The 20,254-nt window shown below is 62.6% G+C and carries 17 protein-coding genes; 9 read left to right on the top strand and 8 right to left on the bottom strand.

All coding sequences use genetic code 11. The features are described 5' to 3' along the window. Positions 1 to 39 precede the first annotated feature (39 nt). From ATN84_RS13805 to ATN84_RS13780, 6 genes are all read left to right on the top strand, one after another. Positions 40 to 426, top strand: coding sequence for a COG4315 family predicted lipoprotein (locus tag ATN84_RS13805; RefSeq protein WP_068882654.1), 387 nt, complete (start codon positions 40 to 42; stop codon positions 424 to 426). Between the two features lie 6 nt (positions 427 to 432). Further along, positions 433 to 939 (top strand): sigma-70 family RNA polymerase sigma factor, encoded by a 507-nt coding sequence (locus ATN84_RS13800; protein ID WP_068882220.1) that lies wholly within the window; start codon positions 433 to 435, stop codon positions 937 to 939. 17 nt (positions 940 to 956) lie between these two features. Further along, positions 957 to 1,709: an anti-sigma factor family protein gene (locus ATN84_RS13795; RefSeq protein ID WP_244491087.1), complete on the top strand. Its 753-nt coding sequence runs from the start codon at positions 957 to 959 to the stop codon at positions 1,707 to 1,709. A gap of 13 nt (positions 1,710 to 1,722) precedes the next feature. Next, positions 1,723 to 2,283 (top strand): cytochrome b, encoded by a 561-nt coding sequence (locus ATN84_RS13790; protein WP_068882218.1) that lies wholly within the window; start codon positions 1,723 to 1,725, stop codon positions 2,281 to 2,283. Between the two features lie 158 nt (positions 2,284 to 2,441). After that, positions 2,442 to 2,741 (top strand): hypothetical protein, encoded by a 300-nt coding sequence (locus ATN84_RS26200; RefSeq protein ID WP_082766289.1) that lies wholly within the window; start codon positions 2,442 to 2,444, stop codon positions 2,739 to 2,741. Between the two features lie 150 nt (positions 2,742 to 2,891). After that, the gene (locus ATN84_RS13780) at positions 2,892 to 4,262 is read left to right on the top strand and encodes an aspartate aminotransferase family protein (protein ID WP_068882217.1); all 1,371 of its coding nucleotides are present in this window, start codon (positions 2,892 to 2,894) and stop codon (positions 4,260 to 4,262) included. Positions 4,263 to 4,281: 19 nt separating this feature from the next. On the opposite strand, the gene ATN84_RS13775 is transcribed toward ATN84_RS13780, so the two are convergent. Both ATN84_RS13775 and ATN84_RS13770 read right to left on the bottom strand, forming a co-directional pair. Continuing rightward, positions 4,282 to 5,316 (bottom strand): aldo/keto reductase, encoded by a 1,035-nt coding sequence (locus tag ATN84_RS13775; RefSeq protein WP_068882216.1) that lies wholly within the window; start codon positions 5,314 to 5,316, stop codon positions 4,282 to 4,284. 38 nt (positions 5,317 to 5,354) lie between these two features. Further along, entirely contained in the window at positions 5,355 to 6,536 is a 1,182-nt protein-coding gene (locus ATN84_RS13770; RefSeq protein ID WP_068882215.1) for an MFS transporter, read from the bottom strand. Positions 6,537 to 6,642: 106 nt separating this feature from the next. On the opposite strand from ATN84_RS13770, the gene ATN84_RS13765 reads away from it, so the two are divergent. After that, on the top strand, positions 6,643 to 7,548 hold the full coding sequence (locus tag ATN84_RS13765) for a LysR family transcriptional regulator (RefSeq protein WP_068882214.1): 906 nt from the start codon (positions 6,643 to 6,645) through the stop codon (positions 7,546 to 7,548). 6 nt (positions 7,549 to 7,554) lie between these two features. Here the strand turns inward: ATN84_RS13765 and ATN84_RS13760 are convergent, their stop codons facing one another. The 4 genes from ATN84_RS13760 to ATN84_RS13745 form a co-directional block, all read right to left on the bottom strand. Then, complete coding sequence (locus ATN84_RS13760; protein ID WP_068882213.1) at positions 7,555 to 10,140, bottom strand: mechanosensitive ion channel family protein; 2,586 nt, start codon at positions 10,138 to 10,140, stop codon at positions 7,555 to 7,557. 245 nt (positions 10,141 to 10,385) lie between these two features. Continuing rightward, positions 10,386 to 13,463, bottom strand: coding sequence for an efflux RND transporter permease subunit (locus ATN84_RS13755; protein ID WP_068882212.1), 3,078 nt, complete (start codon positions 13,461 to 13,463; stop codon positions 10,386 to 10,388). Beyond that, the gene (locus tag ATN84_RS13750) at positions 13,460 to 14,524 is read right to left on the bottom strand and encodes an efflux RND transporter periplasmic adaptor subunit (RefSeq protein ID WP_068882652.1); all 1,065 of its coding nucleotides are present in this window, start codon (positions 14,522 to 14,524) and stop codon (positions 13,460 to 13,462) included. Before ATN84_RS13750 ends, ATN84_RS13755 begins: the two co-directional genes overlap by 4 nt. Before the next feature lie 98 nt (positions 14,525 to 14,622). Next, entirely contained in the window at positions 14,623 to 15,756 is a 1,134-nt protein-coding gene (locus ATN84_RS13745; protein ID WP_082766287.1) for an efflux RND transporter periplasmic adaptor subunit, read from the bottom strand. 282 nt (positions 15,757 to 16,038) lie between these two features. Here ATN84_RS13745 and ATN84_RS13740 point away from each other — a divergent pair, with 282 nt between their 5' ends. Continuing rightward, the gene (locus ATN84_RS13740; protein ID WP_068882650.1) at positions 16,039 to 17,181 is read left to right on the top strand and encodes an alpha-hydroxy acid oxidase; all 1,143 of its coding nucleotides are present in this window, start codon (positions 16,039 to 16,041) and stop codon (positions 17,179 to 17,181) included. A 21-nt stretch (positions 17,182 to 17,202) separates the two neighbouring features. Here ATN84_RS13740 and ATN84_RS13735 read toward each other — a convergent pair whose 3' ends face one another. Beyond that, positions 17,203 to 17,751 carry a cupin domain-containing protein gene (locus ATN84_RS13735; RefSeq protein WP_068882211.1) on the bottom strand — a complete coding sequence of 183 codons (549 nt, stop codon included), beginning with the start codon at positions 17,749 to 17,751 and terminating at the stop codon, positions 17,203 to 17,205. Positions 17,752 to 17,899: 148 nt separating this feature from the next. On the opposite strand from ATN84_RS13735, the gene aptA reads away from it, so the two are divergent. Further along, the gene (gene aptA, locus ATN84_RS13730; protein WP_068882210.1) at positions 17,900 to 19,231 is read left to right on the top strand and encodes an omega-aminotransferase AptA; all 1,332 of its coding nucleotides are present in this window, start codon (positions 17,900 to 17,902) and stop codon (positions 19,229 to 19,231) included. 233 nt (positions 19,232 to 19,464) lie between these two features. On the opposite strand, the gene hutC is transcribed toward aptA, so the two are convergent. Continuing rightward, complete coding sequence (hutC, locus tag ATN84_RS13725) at positions 19,465 to 20,223, bottom strand: histidine utilization transcriptional repressor HutC (protein ID WP_068882209.1); 759 nt, start codon at positions 20,221 to 20,223, stop codon at positions 19,465 to 19,467. Between the last annotated feature and the right edge of the window lie 31 nt (positions 20,224 to 20,254).

The raw sequence follows: 20,254 nt of genomic DNA, 5'->3' as shown, positions 1-20,254 counted from the left end.
ACTCTGTCTGCCAACCCAATCGAGGAGACGTCGATGTCCATTCGTTCCATATTGTTCGCCACTGCAGCTCTCGCGCTCGCAGTCCCATTCGCACATGCCGACGATTATGCCGGCGGCGCGATCAAATCGATGAAAATGGGCGGGGAAGAGATGCTGACCGACGCCAAGGGAATGACCCTCTACACCTTCGACAAGGACACGGAGGGCATGTCCAACTGCTATGATCAATGCGCCGCCAAATGGCCGCCGCTCACGGCCGCCGAAGGCGCATCGGCAGATGGTGACTATACGCTCGTCGAGCGCAAGGACGGCACCAAGCAGTGGGCCTATGAAGGCAAGCCGCTCTATCTCTGGGAGAACGACAAGAAGCCCGGTGACATGACCGGCGAGGGTGTCGGCGGCGTCTGGCACGTCGCGAAAGAGTAGCAGCCCATGTCGCAGTTCCTGGACGAGATCGAAACATGCGTGCCGGCGCTCAGGCGCTATGCGCGGGGGCTGACGCATGATGCTGATATAGCCGACGATCTTGTTCAGGACTGCCTCGAGCGAGCGATTCGCAAGAGCGGGCTCTGGCGCCCTTCGGGACCGTTGAAGGCCTGGCTGTTCAGGATCCTCCTGAATATATACCGCAACGATCTGAGGCGACGGCGTCGCACGCCCGATCCCCTTCCCTTCGACATGCTGCCGAGCGAGCCGCAGGGACTTGCCGCCCAGCCGGGCCGTCTGGCTCTCGCCGAAACCGCACGGGCGATGCAGACGCTTCCCTCCGAACAGCGCGAGGCGCTGCTTCTCGTCGTCATCGAAGGTCTGAGCTATGCCGACGCCGCGTCGGTGCTCGGCATTCCGGTCGGCACGCTCATGTCGCGCCTGGGACGGGCGCGCGCGACGCTGCGGCAACTGACCGAAACGGGAGCACCACGATTGAGGACCGTGAAATGAGCCGCGACAGGAAAATCATGACCGAAGACGCGCTCCACGCCTATGTCGATGGCGTTCTGGACGATTATGATCGCGCCGCCGTCGAGGAGCATCTGGTCAATAATCCGGCGGATGCCGAAACAGTCGCAAGTTGGTCCCGCCAGAACGAGGTGCTGCGGTCGCTCTATGGCCATGTCGCAGACGCGCCGGCGCCGGCGCATCTCGATGTCTATCGCATAGCGGATAATCGCAACGTCTTATCCGGCAACTGGCGGCGCATGGCGGCCGCCGGCATTCTGCTTTTCGCCCTGGGCGCCGCCGGCGGCTGGTTCGGCCACAATCTGGCGGGCTCGACGCAATTGGCGACAATGCCGCTCGTCAATGAGGCGGTGGCGGCGCACAACCTCTATACCCGCGAAGTCATCCACCCCGTTGAGGTGAAGGCCGACCAGCGCGATCATCTCGCCGCCTGGCTGTCGAAGCGCCTCGACCGCCCGCTCGACATCCCCGACCTTCGGGCGCTCGGCTTCGATCTGGTCGGCGGCAGGCTGCTTCCCGCCGGCGGGAGACCCGCCGCCCAGTTCATGTATGAGGACAAGACCGGCCGCCGCGTGACCCTCTATATCGTGCCGACGCAGAAAGGAGCTGAATCATCGTTCCGTTACGCCACCTTCGACGGGCTGGAATCCTTCTTCTGGCGGGACGAGACGATCAGCTGCGCACTCGTCGGCAGCCTGCCGCGTGAAGAACTGCGAGAGATCGCGACACGGGCTTACAAGGAACTCGGTTGAAAGCACCAGGTCAATGTGGCGAAACACGGATGAATCCTATGGCTGGGTCACCATTCTGTTTCACTGGGCGATCGCCATCCTTTTTCTCTGCCAGATTCCGCTCGGCTATCTGACGCAGGCGACCGAAAACAGGCCCGCCCTGCAGTTCGAGCTTTATCAATGGCACAAGTCCATCGGCTTTCTGGTTCTCGCCCTTGCCGTGCCGCGCCTCATATGGGTGCTGCTGACGGTCAAGCCGCGCCCGTTGCCGAAAACGACGCGGCTTGAAGCGATCGCCGCTAGAACCGCTCACCTTGTCCTGTTGCTGCTCACCGTGCTGGTGCCGCTGGCCGGCTGGGCCGTCGCTTCCGCATCGCCGCTGCGCATCCCGAGCTATGTCTTCAACCTCGTCGTCATCCCCCCGCTGCCGTTCACGCCGTCGGAGCGGCAGGAGATATTCTGGTCGAATGTCCATGCGGTGCTTGCCTATGGCGGCGGCATGATCGCGCTTGTCCATATTCTCGCAGCGCTCCGCCATCACATCCTTCTCAGGGATGCCACGCTCATCCGCATGCTGCGTCCGCATCGCGACTGATCCTCTGCTCTCGGCGAACTCACGAAGAGTTCATGCCGCAAGCATTCGATGCCATTCATTTACGCCAATACCGACACAATCTGCCAATATTTTCCCATATGTATTATAATCCCTGTTGCCGGCCCGAACAGGCAACCGATCATTCAGGAGTTGGAAAGATGAATGATGTGACACTCTCCGAACTGGATGCAAAACTCGACGAATTGACAAGGAAGCTGAGGAGCTTCGCCAGCTTGCAGGCAAGCGGCAGCCTTACCTCGACGCAGACCCTGGAATTCGCCGAGATCGACGAGAGAGCCAGGCAACTTCAGGCGAAGCTCCGCGCCAAGCTCGACAATGCCCATGGCGTCGACTGGGAACTCCTCAAGCTCGAATTGCAGAAAGACCTTTTACTTCTCACCAACAGCTTCCGAGGCTGGGCGGAGCATTTGGACAAGCGGTTCAACAACGCGCATTGACCAATCCTGGGTGGGCGGATGGCTACGGAAATTTCATCAGAAAACCGGTCCATTTGGCTTGGATAATGAAATAACTGTCTCCCCGCCTTCCCTGGCGCACGGCACTCCGCTATTTCTGGCTGATTGTTTCAAACTCGCAGGTGCAGCGCCGTGTCCTATCAGCCCAATTCCACCGAAGCCCGAGACATCGCCTATCAGCTTCACTCCTATACCAACGCCCGCAAGCTCGAGGCCGAAGGATCGCTCGTCATCGAGCGCGGCGAAGGCATCTATGTCTTCGACAACAACGGCAAGCGCTATATCGAGGGGATGGCGGGGCTGTGGAGCGTCGCTGTCGGTTTCGGCGAAAAGCGCCTGATCGAGGCCGCAACGCGGCAGATGGCCAAGCTGCCCTATTACCACACCTTCACGCAGAAGACGCATGGGCCCTCCGTCGACCTGGCGGAGAAGCTCATCGCCATGGCGCCCGTGCCGATGTCGAAGGCCTATTTCACCAGTTCCGGCTCGGAAGCGAATGATACGGTTGTGAAGCTCGTCCGCTACCGCTCCAACGCGCTCGGCCAGCCCGAGAAGAAGAAGATCATATCGCGTTTCAAGGGCTATCACGGCGTGACGCTCGCAAGCGCCAGCCTGACCGGCCTTCCCAACAATCACCGCTCCTTCGATCTGCCGATGCCAGGCATTCTGCACACCACATGCCCGCATCACCGGGCGGGCGCCGTTCCGGGCGAAAGCGAACTCGAGTTCTCCAAACGCTGCGCCAAGGATCTCGAAGATCTGATCCTGAGCGAAGGGCCGGAAACCATCGCCGCCTTCATCGGCGAGCCGGTGATGGGCGCCGGCGGCGTGATCGTGCCGCCCACCGGTTATTGGCAGGCCATCCAGGCCGTACTCAAGAAATACGACATCCTGCTGATCGCCGACGAGGTTATCTGCGGCTTCGGCCGCACGGGCGAGATGTTCGGCTCGACGAAATACGGGATCGAGCCCGACATCATGACGCTGTCGAAGCAGCTCTCCTCCTCCTATCTGCCGATCTCGGCCGTGCTCATCAATGATCGCGTCTACCAGCCAATCGCCGAAGAATCCGCCAATATCGGCACTTTCGGCCATGGCTACACCGCCAGCGGCCATCCCGTGGCCGCCGCCGTCGCGCTCGAAAACCTCGCCATCATCGAGGAACGCGACCTCGTCGGGAACGCCCACCGACTGAGCCCGCGCTTTCTGGCGCGGCTGCGCGCGCTGGAAGCCCATCCGCTCGCCGTGGAGGCCCGCGGCGTCGGCCTGATCGGCGCGCTGGAGGTCTATCACGCCGCCTTCGCCGACGAGCCGGGCGTTCTCGGCGCGATGATCAACCGCGCCATGCACGAGCGCGGCCTGATCGGACGCAATATGGGCGACGCCATGGCCTTCTGCCCGCCACTCGTCATCACGCAAGCACAGATCGACGAGATGTTCGACATTGCCGAGGCATCGCTCGATGCGGTTCATCAGGTGATCGACAAGGGCGGGGCGGGCTGACACGCCCGCTTCTCGCCGCTCACACCACCGGAGGATTGAGCCTGGCGAAGCCCTCCTGTCGCCGGTACGGAAAATAAGGATAAGGCGCGGTAACGGCGCTCGCCTTGTCGAGCCTCGCGACCTGTTCCGGCGTCAACGACCAGCCGACGGCGCCGAGGTTCTGGCGCAACTGCTCCTCATTGCGCGCGCCGATGATGACGGATGAGACCGTGGGGCGCTGCAAGAGCCAGTTGAGCGCGATCTGCGGCACCGTCTTGCCGGTTTCCCCGGCGATCTCGTCCAGCACGTCTATGATTCCATAGAGCCTTTCGTCATCGACCGGCGGGCCATATTCGGCCGTCTGGTGCAGGCGGCTCTGCTCGGGCAGCGGCTGGCCGCGGCGGATCTTGCCGGTGAGCCTGCCCCAGCCGAGCGGGCTCCACACCAGCGCACCAACGCCCTGGTCGCGGCCGAGCGGCATCAGCCCCCATTCATAGTCGCGACCGACCAGCGAATAATAGACCTGGTGCGCGACATAGCGCGTAAGCCCATGCCTTTCCTGCGCGGACAGCGACTTCACCAGCTCCCAGCCCGCGAAATTGGAGACGCCGACATAACGAAGCTTCCCGGCGCGAACGAGATCGTCGAGCGCCGATACCACCTCCTCGACCGGCGTTCCCGCATCAAAGGCGTGCAGTTGCAGGAGATCGATATAGTCCGTACCGAGCCGGCGCAGCGCGTCCTCGACAGCCTTGATCAGCCTTGGCCGCGAGGTGCCCGCATCATTGGGCCCCTCGCCCATCGGCAGGCCGGTCTTGGTCGAGATGATCACCTGATCGCGCCGGCCTTTGATCGCTGCACCGAGCACCTCCTCCGAGGCCCCGTTCGAATAGACGTCGGCGGTATCGAACAAATTGACGCCCGCTTCCAGGCAGATATTGATCAGCCGCCGCGCCTCATCAACGTCCGTATTGCCCCAGGCGCCGAAAAGCGGCCCCTGCCCGCCGAACGTCCCCGCGCCGAAGCTTAAGACGGGAACCTTGAGGCCGGATGCACCAAGATGTCTGTATTCCATGATTGTTTCTCACTGATAATATTGATCGAAGTGAATGTTCAGGCGTTGCCGGCAGTCGCACAGGCGAGCGCCGGCCTTTGATCGAGGCGAATGCTCAAAAGCGCGACGGCAAGGCCGGCAAGCGTGATGAGCGCGGCAACGAGCGGGATCGAGCCCAGACCAGGTCCGTGGTCAATCACTGCCCCTCCCACCCAGGCGCCGAGCGCATTGCCGAGATTGAAGGCGGCGATGTTGAAGCTCGAAGCGAGGCTCTGCCCCGCGCCTTCCGCTTTCGACAAGACCCACATCTGCAACGGCGCGACCGTGGCGAAGGCGGCCGCACCCAGCAGGCCGACAAATGCAACGGCCGCGAACCTGTCGTGCAGCGCAAAGGTCATGAGGCCGAGCACGCCGGCAAGCGTGACGAGCGTGCCGATGACGGTCTTCACCAGATGCCGGTCGGCGAGCTTGCCGCCGATGAGATTGCCGACGATCAATCCACCGCCGAAGACGAGCAGGATCGGCGAAACCGCGCCTTCGGCAAAGCCCGTGATCTGCGTCAGCGCCGGGGCGATATAGGTGAAGACCGCGAAGACGCCGGCATAGCCGAGCACCGTCGTCAGAAGGCCGAGCAGCACCGGCCGCCGCCCCATTGCCTTCAAATCGGCGCGCCAGTCGCCGGCCTCAGCCGCGGCCTTGTCCTTCGGCACGAGCAGCGCGATAACGGCAAGCGCGATGGCGCCGACCAGCGCCACGGCCCAGAACGTTGAGCGCCAACCGAATTGCTGGCCGAGCCAGGTGCCAAAGGGAACGCCGAGAATATTGGCGACCGTCAGGCCGGTGAACATGATGGCGATGGCCGAGGCCCGCTTGTCGGGCGCGACGAGGCTGGTGGCGACCACCGATCCCACGCCGAAGAAAGTGCCGTGGGCAAAGGCGGTGAGCACCCGCGCCGCCATCAGGAACCCGTAGTCCGGCGCGAGCGCACAGGCCGCATTTCCGATGGTGAAGATTACCATCAGGCCGATGAGCACGGCCTTGCGCGGCCAGCGGCCGGTCATGGCGGTGAGGACCGGCGCACCGGCGACGACGCCGAGCGCATAACCGGAGATCAGAAGGCCCGCCATGGCGATCGAGACGCCGAGATCGGTGCTGACCTCCAGCAACAGGCCCATGATGACGAATTCCGTGACGCCGATGCCGAAGGCGCCGGCGGTCAGGGCATAGAGAGCAAAGGGCATAGCATGCCGCCTCTTCATGATTGATTGCAGTTAGCCGGAATATGGACGCACGCCGCATGATGATGTAGAGAGCGCACAGGAATATCATTTGTGAAATGAGTTCATCATGAGTCGCATCGACGTCAATCGCTTCGGCGAGATGGAAGTCTTCGTAAGGGTGGTTGAAATGGGCGGCTTCTCCGCCGCCGCGCGCGCCTGCCGGATGACGCCCTCGGCGGTGAGCAAGCTGATCGGCCGGCTGGAAGCGCGCCTCGGCACACGGCTCGTCAACCGCTCGACGCGCAAGCTCCAGCTCACCCCGGAGGGCTGCGCCTTCTATGAGCGCAGCACACGCATCCTTGCCGATCTCGACGAGGCGGAACGCAATGCCTCATCCGGCGAAAAACCCGCCGGCCGCATCCGCCTCAACACCAACGCCTCCTTCGCGACCCATATCCTGGCGCCGCTTCTTCCCGAGTTTCTGGCGAAATATCCCGATATCACACTCGATATCGTGCAGACGGATGCTGTCATAGACCTTCTGGAAGAGCGAACCGACGTCGCGATACGCGCCGGCCCGTTGAAAAGCTCCAGCCTCATCGCCCGCAAGCTCGGCGCGACGCGCATGACGATCGTTGCCTCGCCCGGCTTTCTCGAGCGCTTCGGAAAGCCGAAGACGATTGCCGAGCTTGAAAAGCACAATCGCCTCGGCTTCTGTTATGCCAGAATCCGCGAAGGCTGGCCGTTCGTTCATGAGGGCGAGGTCATCACGCTTCCCGTCACCGGCAATGTCCAGGTCAGCGACGGCGAAGCCATGCGGCAGCTGGCGATTGCCGGCGTCGGCCTTGCCCGGCTCGCCGCTTTCACCGTCCGCGAGGATATCGAAGCCGGACGCCTCGTACCCGTCATGGAAAATTGCAACCCCGGCGATCTGGAGGAAGTGCACGCCGTCTATCTCGGCCAGGGCGGCCCCTTGCCGGCCCGCGTGCGCGCGCTCCTCGATTTCCTGGCCGAACGCGCACGGGTAACATAAGACGGATTAATCCGAATCCTGCGCCTCGGTACCCGCGGCCCGGCTCCGGAACAAGCCCCAGCGCCGCGGGCGGGATGAAACGCTCAGATTGGCTTTGCCGTTGATCTCCTCCGGTTCGATGACATGGGCCAGGATCGAGTCTTCCGGCGGATAGGAAAGCGTATCGGTCATCCCCTGCTTCTCCGCCACGGAGAAATCCGGGAATGGCAGCTTCTGCTCCGTCCGCCACGCGACCACGCGCTCTTCCGCTTCCTTGCGTTTTTCCTCGTCGATGGGGAGATCTTCGCTCCTGTATTCGACCGCGGACGGGAATGCGAACTGCACGCCCGCATCGTCCATGATCTTGATGATGCGCAGGAGAATATCCTCGCGTATGGCAAGAAATTCGGAATGATCCGACGTCTTGATATAGGTGAATATCTCGACGTCGAGCGAATATTCCCCAAAGCTGACAAAGCGCACGCGGCAGGGATCTTCGACGACGCGGGGATGGGCAATGAGCAGCTCGCGTAACTGCGCGAGCACATAGCGCAACTGATCGGCGGTTGTTTCATAGCGCAATTGCAGCGTGGTAATGAACCGGATGCGGTCGCGTCGTGCGTAATTCTCGATCTGCATATTGGCGAATTCCGAGTTCGGCACGGAGATCAGGGTGCGGTCCAGCGAGCGCACACGCGTGGACCGCATGCCGATATGCTCGACCGTGCCGAGCATATCGCCGAATTTGCAGAAATCGCCGACGCTGACCGGCCGGTCGGCGTAGAGCGTGAGACCGGAGAGAAAGTTCTGCAAGGTCGGCTGCGCGGCGAGCGCGACCGCCAGACCGCCGATGCCGAGACCAGCCAGCACATGCTGGTAGGGAATGGAGAACACTTCGGCCAGAAGAAGGAAGGCGATGATGATAACCGCGACGCGGGCAACGCCCGTAAGCAGCGAGATCAAAGTCTCATGATAGCCCGGGATCACCCAACGCGCGCGATAGCTGTCGGCTATCGTGCCTATGAGATGCCAGAGGATAGGCACGGCGCCCACCAGGACCGCCATCCAGGCAAGGGCCTTGACCGGCGTGGCGACGAGATCGGGCAGGCCCAGGAGACGCAGCGCGACAAGCAGGAACAGGCCAAGCACGATGGCCCGCACCGCCCAATCGAGCACCCGAAAGATCGGCGTCGGCTGGTCTGACCGCTCGGCCGAACCCCGGCTTGAAAAAGCGGAGATGACGGTATTGACGAGAAACCCGCAAATGATGCCGAGCAGCCCGAAAAGGCCGAGCAGCAGCCATTGCCAGCGATCGACCGGACCGGCGCGCTTGAGCAGGTCCGGACTGAGCGAACGGGCGAGCGCACGCGCCTTGAAATATGGGTCGTCCGCTGCGAAGGCCGCGAATTCCGGGGCAACCGGCATGTCCTCCACAGCGGCATAAAGCGAGCGGATATGGTGGAGTGTCTCCGGCGTGAACTGCCAGATCACCCCATTATCGGTCTGGACCGGACCGACGACGATGTTTCCCGCCGGATGCTGGAAAAAGACGAAGGGCGTCTTGCTCTTTGGATCGTCCGGGATCTCCTGCCAATAGACATAGCCGATCCGGTCGATCACCTTCTTCAGATACCGGGCGAGCAGCGGCGCCTCATCGTTACGGACGGCGGCGCTGAAATCCTGCATGTTGAGCGTGGTGTCGGAAGGCTCGTCGCTGCCGCTGACGAAGCCGCTGAGCAGCATCTTGAAGGTATCGCGCGGCGTCCTGAGCTTTTCAGGCTCGGTTACCGCATCCGCCGGCTCGCCGCGCGCATTGGAAAGTTCCGCGTGCTTGGCGCGCAGCGCGGCAAGCGGCGGCCCCACAACAAACCACTGGTCGCCCTTGCGCCGGAACGCGGCATCGAACGTCACATTGGTGTCGAACTGATGAAGCGTCGCGGTAGCTTCGTCACCCTGGATCTGCCCATGCGGAAGGCTCCAGAGGCGGAAGGTCAGCTTGTCGATGACCGCGTAGAGCTCATGCACATAGTCGGCAATGTTGAGACCGCCGCGATCGGCCTCGCTGACGTCGACGAGACTGGCGGCCTTGGCCACCAGCGCCATGCCGCCGCCCGCGCTGCGCGAGACATTGTCGGCACCACTTTCGTTCATCGCCTGCAGGAACGAGCGCATGGCGGTCATCGGGCTCGACTGGTCGATCTGCACGCTCTGATACTGCGCCGCATCCACCCGAACGCCTGTCCACCATTCCGCAGCGGCATATTCGAAGCGTCCCATGAAGCTCGTGCCATCGGGCGACTGGACGAAGAGGATTTCGCCCTGGCGGTTGCCCTCTATCCAGCGGCCGATCAACTGCCGGCCGACGGCCTTGGCCTCGATGCGACCGTTATAGAGCGAATAGCGTCCGACCACTTCCGCGCCTGTCTGCTCGAATTCGACCTGCGCGCCGCCGCCGGTCCATTTCGTATCCCACACGCCCGCCCAGTTGGCCGTGGCCTGCGACTGGACTTCCGATGCGGAAATGACCAGACCGAAAAGTGAAAGCGCCAGTAGAAGGACGGTGGAACGCCACGCCTGCGGTAGTAATTCGCCCAGAACCCTCATCATACGCATCAAAGTCCCCTCGAGATCTCTAAGCTGTGTGGACAGCTATACTGTCCGCACCGCAGGCGCTGCCGCATGAAATCGACAGTCCGATCATAAAGTTTGATCGTACAACAGGCATGGAATCATCGTCCCGCGAACGACCGCCGCCGCACTGATCTTAGCGCAGCTTCCGCATATTTCTACAGGGATAATATAACTTACCTAACCAGAAGTATCTCTAGCCAGGAGAGAGGGGAAATTGTTGCGAGATTCTATCCCGCCACCGTCGACGCACGTTCTTCCGCGCTCCGCTCCGGCTCCTTGACGCGGAACCACGCGACGTAGAGCGCGGGAAGGAAGAGCAGCGTGATCGCCGTGCCGGCGATGATGCCGCCCATCATGGCATAGGCCATCGGCCCCCAGAACACTTCGCGCGCGATCGGGATCAGCGCAAGGCTCGCCGCCGCAGCTGTCAGCGCGATCGGCCGCATGCGGTGCTGGGTGGCCTCGATCACCGCATCCCAGGGGTGCACCCCTTCCTTGATCAGATCCTCCACCTGCACGATGAGGATCACCGAATTGCGGATCAGGATGCCGATCAGCGCCAGGACGCCGAGAATGGCGACGAAGCCGAGCGGCGCACCGCTCGGCACCAGCGCTGCCACGACACCGATCAGCCCCAGCGGCGCCACGGCCACTACCAGGAAAAGCCGTTGGAAGCTCTGCAGCTGAATCATCAGGATCGTCGCCATCACGAACAGCATCAGCGGCACGACGGCGATGATCGGCCCCTGGCTCTTGCCGCTTTCCTCCACCGTACCCGCCGTCTCGATGGAATAGCCGGCGGGCAGCTTGTCGGCGAAGGTGCGGATATCGGGCGCGAGTTCCTCGACGATCGTCATCGGCATCACCCCGTCATTGATGCCGGCCGCCACCGTAATGGTCGGCATGCGGTCGCGCCGCCAGACGACCGGCTGCTCCAGCTCGTAACGGAAATTGGTGATCGCCGCGAGCGGTACGGATTCGCCGGCGGCGGTCGCGATCTGGAGATTGCGCAGGGTCTCTATCGAACCCCTCTCCTTCGCATCCGCCCGCGCAATCACATTGATCAGATAGGTCGCGTCGCGCACCTGTGTGATGGTGGCGCCTCCCACCACGCTGTTGAGCGTCGTGGCGATCGCCTTGGATGTGATGCCGAGCTGGCGGGCCTTGTCCTGCATCACATCGACCTTGACCATGCGGGCCGGCTCGTTCCAGTCATAGGTGACGATGCCGAGATGCGGATTGGCGCTCATGATCCCCGCCAGCTCCTGCGAAAAGCCGCGCAGGGCCTGTATATCGGGGCCGCTGATGCGGTATTGCACCGGCCGTCCGACCGGAGGCCCGAGTTCCAGGAACTTCACATAGGTGTCCGTGCCGACGAAATCCTGCCTCAGCACCTTCTCGAATGCCGCCTTCAGCCGGTTGCGCGCCTCGATATTCCTGGTGACGATGATCATCTGGCCGAAATAAGGATTGGCCGGCTGAACGTCGAAGGTGAGCACGAAGCGCACCGCCCCCTGACCGATATAGGTGCTCCAGTGCTCGATATCGGGATTACCCGCGAGCATCGTCTTCTCGAAACGTTCCATCTGCGCCTTCGTCTCTTCGATCGAGCTACTCTCCGGCAGTTTCCAGTCGATGACGAGCTCCGGCCTGTCGGAGGACGGAAAGAACTGCTGCTCGATGAAGCGTAGCCCGAAGACGGAGAGCGCAAAGGCGAGCACCGTCGCGATGATGGTCAGCCAGTGATGGCGCACCGCCAGGCGCAGCACGCGCGAAAACGCCAGGAAGAAGCGACGCGGCTTTTCCTCATGATGGCGCATCCTCGCCGGCAGGAACGTCACGCCGAGCAAAGGTGCGAAAAGGACCGCCACGATCCAGGATACGATCAGCGACACGGCGATGACGACGAAGAGGGTGAAGGTGTATTCGCCCGCCTGGCTGTTGTTGAGGCCAATCGGCATGAAGCCGGCGATCGTCACCAGCGTTCCCGTCAGCATGGGGAACGCCGTGTGGGTGTAGACATAGGTCGCGGCTTTATTGAGGGGATCGCCCATCTCGAGCCGCGCTACCATCATCTCCACGGCGATCATCGCATCGTCTACCAGAAGCCCCAGCGCGATGATGAGCGCGCCGAGCGAAACGCGCTGCAGCGAGATATCGAGATAGCTCATCGTGAGGAATGTGATGGCGAGCACCAGCGGGATGGAAAGCGACACCACGAAGCCCGCCCGGAACCCCAGGCTGATGAAGCTCACGGCAAGCACGATGGCGACGGCCTCGAACAGGGCGCGGGTGAAGCCGGAGACCGCTTCCTCGACGACGACAGGCTGATCCGCCACCAGATGCACGCCGACACCAACAGGCAGTTCCGCCACCACCTTGTCCATCATCTCCTTCAGCGCTTCGCCGAATTCCAGGAGATTGCCGTTCGGCTTCATGCCGATGGCGAGACCGATCGCATCCTGGCCGTTGACGCGGAAGATCGACGTCGGCGGATCGACATAGCCGCGGGTGATGTTCGCGACATCCGTTAGCCGGAAGAAGCGGTTGTTCACCCTCAAGTTTACGGCGCGCAGGCTGTTTTCAGAGGTGAACTGGCCGTTCACCCGCACGCTCACCCGTTCCGGTCCTGCTTCGATGACGCCCGATGGCGTGATGGCGTTCTGGTCCTGAAGGCTCTGCATGACGGCCTGCTCGTCGAGGCCGAGCGCGGCGAGCTGCCTTGTCGAGAACTCCAGATAGATGGCCTCATCCTGAGCGCCGACGAGATCCACCTTGCCGGCATTGGGAACAGTCAGGATTTTCGTGCGGACATCTTCGACATAATCGCGCAATTGGCGCTGCGTCAGCCCATCGGCGGTGAAGGCATAGATATTGCCATAGACATCGCCGAAGCGATCGTTGAAGAACGGCCCGAAGACGCTTTCCGGAAAAGACGTCCTGATATCGTTCAGCATGTTGCGCACACGCACCCACGTCGCTTCGACATCGCGTCCCCTGGTCGTGGCCTTCAGATTGACGAAGACGATCGTCTTGCCGGCCGTCGTGACGCTGCGGGTGAAATCGAGATTGTCGAGTTCTTCCAGCTTCTTCTCGATGCGATCGGTGACCTGATTGATCGTTTCCTCGACCGAGGCGCCCGGCCAATTGGCCTGCACCAGCATGGTCTTGATGGTGAAGGCCGGATCTTCCTCACGCCCGAGATCAATATAGGAAAACACGCCGGCAATCAGGAACACCAGCATGAAATACCAGACGAGCGAGCGATGGTTCAAAGCCCAGTCGGAGAGATTGAAGCCTTTCAACGCTCTGCTCCTTCCTGAAATTTGACCTTCTGCCCCTCTTCGAGGCTATGGACGCCCGCCGTCACCACGTAGGTGCCGTCCGCGATATTGCCGGCGGTGAAGCTATGCGCATTGCGCGCCACGATATTCACCTCCTGCGTGCCGACCGTCTGCGTGGCGGGATCGACGACCCACACCGATGTCTTGCCGTTCTCTTCCAGAAGCGCCGAAATCGGCAGCACTACCGAAGGCTGCGTCGGCACCTGTCGCGTCGCCGTGATCGTCGCACCCAGCCGGAAGGCGGATTGTGGATCATCCAGCGTGATGCGGACACGCCTGGTTCGCGTCGCGGCATCCGATTGCGGTGCGATCTCGCGAACCTGCCCGCTCGCCCGGATGGCAGGCGCCGATTGCAGCACGACATCGAAGGGCATGCCGACCGAGATATCACCGATCATGCTGTCGGGAATATCGACCACCGCTTCCCGGATATCGGATCGCGCGATCGTCATCACGGTCTGTCCGGCGGCGACCACCTGTCCCACTTGGGCTGCGACCTGCGACACCACGCCGTCGAAATCCGACCGCAACTGCGCATAGCCGCGCTGGTCCTCGGCCTTGCTCAGCGCAGCCTGCGCCTTTTCAACACCGGCGCTCGCGGCATCCCTTCCCTGCAGGGCGGCGTCATAGATGGCTTCGGATATGTTGCCCTGATCGAGAAGCGCGCGCTGACGCTCCTCGCTTGCCGAGGCGTTGGCGAACTGCGCCTCCGCGCTTGCCAGATCGGCGCGCGCCGCCTGAACGGCGAGGTCGAGCGCGGTCGGATCGATGGCTGCTACCGTCTCGCCCTTCTTCACGAGGTCGCCGACATCGACCTCCCGGCTGACGATGCGCCCGAGCACGCGGAAAGCGAGGCTCGTGCTGTAGCGCGGCTCGACCGTTCCGACGAACCCGTAGGTGCGCTGCTCCTGCGGCTCCGCCTTCATGTAAAGCACCGGGCGAACGGGTTCGGTCCGTTGCTCATGCTGCTCGCTGCAGCCGGCGACAGAAAGCAATGCGGTGAGTCCCAAGGCAGCAATTATTTTAACGGAATCGCTAGGCGCCCCCCTCTGGCCTGCCGCCCAGAGGGGGGCGTTGTCCCGCCAGCATTTCCACTTGAATGTGAAATGCTCTAAAGACCTCACCGCCCCACCTCCTCGACGATATCGACCACCTCGCCGGGGCGCAGCAATTGCGCGCCCTTGGTGACCACCCGCTGTCCTTCATCGAGCCCGCTCGCGATGACGACGCGCTCGCGCTCATAGGAGAGCACCTTCACCGGGGTGAGCGCGACCACATCCGTATCCCCTTCGACCAGCCAGACCGCGGGCCGCCCCCCGTCCGAGGTGAGTGCGCTCCACGGCAGGATCGCGGCGCGTTGCGGCTGCATCCGCATGGAGCCTGTCACCGTCGCACCGAGCGTCATCTGCGGCGGCGTGTCGGCGATGCTGACCTTGACGCGAACCGTGCCGGTGGCCGGATCGACCACGGGTGAGATTTCGCGCACCCGTCCCTCTGCCTTGACCTGCGGATTGGAAAGAAGCGCAATCGCCATGACGACGGGATCGGTCTTGGCATTGGCGACCAGCGTTTCCTGAACGTCGAAGACGGCGTCGCGTGGTCCGTCCTCGGCGATGGTAAAGGCCGTCTCCGTCGGCTGTACGACCTGGCCCACCTCGATATTGCGCGCCGTTATGATCCCCGAAACGCCGGCCCGTAACTGCGTGAATGTAAGCTGGTCCTGCGCATTGGCGAGCTGGCTTTCCGCCACGGTCAGGGCGCTCTGCGCTGTGCGCTGCGCTTCCTGTGCCTCGTCATACTGCCGGCGCGTGGTGAAGCCCTGGGCAAGAAGCGTCTTCTGGCGATCGAATGTGGAGGATGCCTGCACGAGCTGCGATTTCGCCGCATCGAGCGAGGCTTGCGCCGTGCGGACATTGACCTGCTGCTCCGCGGGATCGAGCCGCGCCAGCACTTCTCTAGGCGTTACATGCTGCCCGACATCGGCGTTGCGCTCGGTGACCTGACCGCCAACACGGAAGGAGAGATTGGTGAGAGTACGCGCGGCAATGGCCCCGGTCAGTGTGATTTCAGGTGCGAATTCGGAATATCTGACGGTTTCGACGGCAACCGCGGCGCTGTCCTCGCCTTGTGCCGTTTCAGCATGCCGGTCGCAGGCGGACACCGAGAGCGCAACGATTGCAATACCGGCAAATCGCCGCCAGCCGACCGCCGGATGCCGCCGCCATGTATCGCCGCCTCTCTCCCTATCTGCCATTCCGGGCCCCCGAACCTCTTCCCAAGCGGAAGTGATATGTCATCTATAACATTATGCAACCGCAACTAATTGTCCTAGGCAGTTCACCTCGCCATCCTTAACAAACACCCATACAACAACAGCCGATTGCCGAGAGCCGGGTCTTCTGCTGGGCAGCTTTATCCGCTCCGGTTTGAGACCAGGGCCGACAAGGCGTCCGGCAAGATGCGTCCGGAGCTTGATTCCGGCGCCGCAATCCGCCATGCGGATGCAAATAACGGAATGCCGAAAGGGCGGGAAAAGATGACGACGATCAACGAAATCGCAGATCTCAAGGAACGCGCGCGGCGCCGCGTTCCCAAGATGTTTTTCGATTATGCCGATTCAGGCGCGTGGACGGAAAGCACCTACCGCGCCAATGAGGAGGATTTCAGAAAGATCAAGCTGCGCCAGCGCGTCCTCGTCGATATGACCGACCGATCGCTGGAGACGACGATGATCGGCCAGAAGGTTGCGATGCCGGTAGCGCTCGCGCCGACGGGCTTGACCGGGATGCAGCACGCCGATGGCGAGATGCTGGCGGCGCAGGCCGCGGAGGAATTCGGCGTTCCCTTCACGCTTTCGACGATGAGCATCTGCTCCATCGAGGATATCGCATCCGTGACAAAAAAGCCGTTCTGGTTCCAGCTCTATGTCATGCGCGACCGAGATTTCGTCATCAATCTGATCGACCGCGCCAAGGCCGCCGGATGCTCGGCCCTCGTGCTCACCCTCGACCTGCAGATCCTCGGCCAGCGCCACAAGGACATCCGCAACGGCCTCTCCGCCCCGCCGAAATTCACGCCCAAGCACATCTGGCAGATGGCGACGCGGCCCGGCTGGTGCCTTGGCATGCTGGGCACGCAGCGCCGCACCTTCCGCAACATCGTCGGGCACGCGAAGGGCGTTGGCGACCTCTCCTCGCTTTCCGTCTGGACCGCCGAGCAATTCGACCCCCGGCTCAACTGGAGCGATGTCGAATGGATCAAGCAGCGCTGGGGCGGGCCGCTGATCCTCAAGGGCATTCTGGATGTGGAAGACGCGAAGATGGCGGCGCGATCGGGCGCCGACGCAATCATCGTCTCCAACCATGGCGGACGACAGCTCGATGGCGCTCCATCCTCGATCTCGGTCCTGCCCAGGATCGTCGACGCGGTCGGCGACAGGATAGAGGTGCACATGGATGGCGGCATCCGCTCCGGCCAGGACGTGCTGAAGGCGCTGGCGCTCGGTGCCAAGGGCACCTATATTGGCCGCCCCTTCCTCTATGGCCTCGGCGCGATGGGCAAGGCGGGCGTCACCCTCGCCCTGGAGATCATCCGCAAGGAGCTCGACACCACCATGGCGCTTTGCGGCAAGCGCCGCGCCGTCGATATCGGGCGGGACGTGCTTTATCGTGAGGAATAGAAAGGCAGCGCCGGCCTATCCTCAAAACGTCGGCGGCGTACAGGCGCTGACGATCTCGCACGGAACCGGGCCGATGCAGCGGAAGCGATGCGGCCGCCGGCTCTCGAAATAATAGGCGTCGCCAGGTCCGAGGATGCGGCGCTCACTTCCCACCGTCACCTCGATGCGCCCGCTGATCACCACACCGCCCTCCTCGCCTTCATGCACCAGCGGCACCCTCCCCGTATCGGCGCCCGGTTCGTAGCGCTCCTTCAATATCTGCAGCGAGCGGGCGAAGAGATTGTCGCCCACCTGCAGGTATGAGATCTTGCCCTTGCCGATCTCGACAAGCTCCTCAGCCTGATAGAAGGCCTTCAATGGCGCATCCGGCTCGATCGCGAAGAATTCCGACAGGCCGATGGGGATGCCGTCGAGAATGCGCTTCAATGCGCCGACCGAAGGATTGGTCTGATTGGATTCGATCAGCGAGATGGTGGAGTTGGTCACACCGGCCCGTTTTGCCAGCTCGCGCTGCGAGAGATTGTGCCGCATGCGGACATAACGCAGCCTGCCGCCGATATCGATGCTCATGATGCAAGCACTCCGGTGTTTATTATGTTCGATATACGGTAAATCACACTCTCAGACTAAGCAATATCAATCGTTTACGGACCTATAGAAAAGGACTTGTTGCCCTATGCGGAGCGTGCCCTTCTTCGTTGGAAAAGGGAGTTCCGCCATGCTGACCAAAGCCAACACGCCAAGCCTTGAAAATTACTGGATGCCGTTCACCGCCAACCGGCAGTTCAAGGCGGCGCCCCGCCTCCTCGCCGGGGCCGAGGGCATGTATTACACCGATGTCGACGGCGGTAAGGTCTTGGACGGAACCGCGGGCCTATGGTGCGTCAATGCCGGCCACGGCCGCCGGCGCATCGCCGAGGCCGTTGAACGCCAGCTCACGGTGATGGATTACGCCCCCTCCTTCCAGATGGGGCATCCGGTTGTCTTCGACTTCGCCGAAAAACTCGCGGCACGCGCGCCGGGCGGCCCGGACGCCAAGCTCGACCGGATATTCTTCACCGGTTCGGGTTCGGAATCTGTCGATACGGCCCTGAAGATCGCCATCGCCTACCAGCGCGCCATCGGCCAGGGAACGCGCACCCGCGTCATCGGCCGCGAACGCGGCTATCACGGCGTCGGCTTCGGCGGCATCTCCGTCGGCGGCCTCGTCAACAACCGCCGCGTCTTCCCGACGCTTCCCGGCACGGACCATCTGCGCCACACCCATGACCCGGAGCGCAACAGCTTCGTCAAGGGCCTGCCCGCCCATGGCGCTGAGCTCGCCGACGATCTGGAGCGGCTTGTCGGGCTGCATGGCGCGGAAACCATCGCCGCCGTCATCGTTGAGCCCGTGGCAGGTTCCACCGGCGTGCTGCTGCCGCCCAAGGGCTATCTCGAACGGCTGCGCGCCATCGCCGACAAGCACGGCATTCTCCTGATCTTCGACGAGGTCATCACCGGTTTCGGCCGCCTCGGCACGCCGTTTGCCGTCGATTATTTCGGCGTCGTCCCCGATCTCGTCACCACCGCCAAGGGGCTCACCAATGGCTCGATCCCGATGGGCGCCGTCTTCGCCAGCCGCAAGGTGCACGATGCGCTGATGCAGGGACCGGAAGGCCAGATCGAGCTCTTCCACGGCTACACCTATTCCGGCCATCCGGCGGCCTGCGCGGCGGGCCTGGCGACGCTGGAAATCTACGAGGAGGAAGGGCTTCTTACCCGTGGCGCGGAGCTCGCCACCCATTGGCAGGATGCGATGCACGGACTGAAGGGCCTGCCGCACGTCATCGACATCCGCACGATCGGCCTCGTGGTCGGCATCGAACTCACCTCGCGCGAGGGAGCGGTCGGCGCACGCGCTTATGAGATCTTCACCGATCTCTTCAAGAAGGGCCTGCTCATCCGCGTCACCGGCGATACCATCGCCCTGTCGCCGCCGCTGATCGTGGAGCGCGAGCAGATCGACACGATGGCCTCAATGCTTAGCGACAGCATCAAGCAGGTGGCTTGATGTAAGCTTTCTGGTGAGCGTTGGCCCTTCTATTGATATGAAGGGTTTTCGCACATGATGCCGAAACCGCGAAGCGGCTTTCCGTTTGGACCGTTCCGGAATGGATTCTCGGGTCAAGCCCGAGGTCCATTCCGGAACATCGCCGCCTCACCGGCGGTCAGACACTAAAGCCATTGCCTCAAAGCGGTCCTGAATCCACAAAGTACAAACCACTTCCAACAGCTTGAAAAGACTCACCCCTGTGCCGGTGTGAACCGGGCGACGAGGGCGTGATTGTCGCCGGAATAGGTCAGCCGCACATGGGTGATCGGCTGGCCGGCATTCCAGGTCCGCCGCTCGATGACGAGGCAAGGCGACGCTTCCCGAATGGCCAGCGCATCCGCCGTCTCCCTGTCAGCGGCGACAGCGCGGATGCTGTGCTCGGCATTGCTCCAGGGCACGCGGTCGAGAAGCCAGGGACCGGGTGCCACCGCGCGGAAATCTTCGCCATCCGCCTCCGGCACGGCGCTGAGATTGATGATGCGCTCCTCCAGACAGAAGGGGCGCGGCCCGGCGAAATGCCGGCAGGAGAGATCGAGCAGCGAAACGTCCGCCGCCACATCCAGACGCTTGCGGTCCGAAGCGACGGCCTTGCGTTTTCTCGCCTTCACCAGCTCGTAGCGATAGGGAAGCCCGAGTTGCTTCACCTCCTCCCGGATATCGTGGATTTCCAGGATAGCGGCCTGCGACTGCGGATGGGCGACGAAACTGCCGGAACGCCGCTTGCGCTCGATCAGCCCCGCCTTAGCGAGTTGCGTCAGCGCCTTGTTCACCGTCATCCGGGAACAGCCATATTGCTCCGTCAGCTCATGCTCGAAGGGAATGCGATAGCCGGGCGGCCAGGCCCCGGAAAGGATGTTCGCTTCGATATCGCCGAGGATGCGCTGGTGCAGCGAGGCCGGCTGGGTCTCGCTTCCTTCCGGAGTGCTCCATTCATTGGAATTCTGCGCCATTCATCCTATCCGCTCGAATCGATGCTTGAGT

The sequence above is a fragment of the Paramesorhizobium deserti genome, assembly GCF_001558695.1.
In the GTDB taxonomy this organism is placed as follows: Bacteria; Pseudomonadota; Alphaproteobacteria; order Rhizobiales; family Rhizobiaceae; genus Paramesorhizobium; species Paramesorhizobium deserti.
Note: the sequence above shows the minus strand (reverse complement) of the source record. Positions and strands in the feature narration are given on the sequence as shown.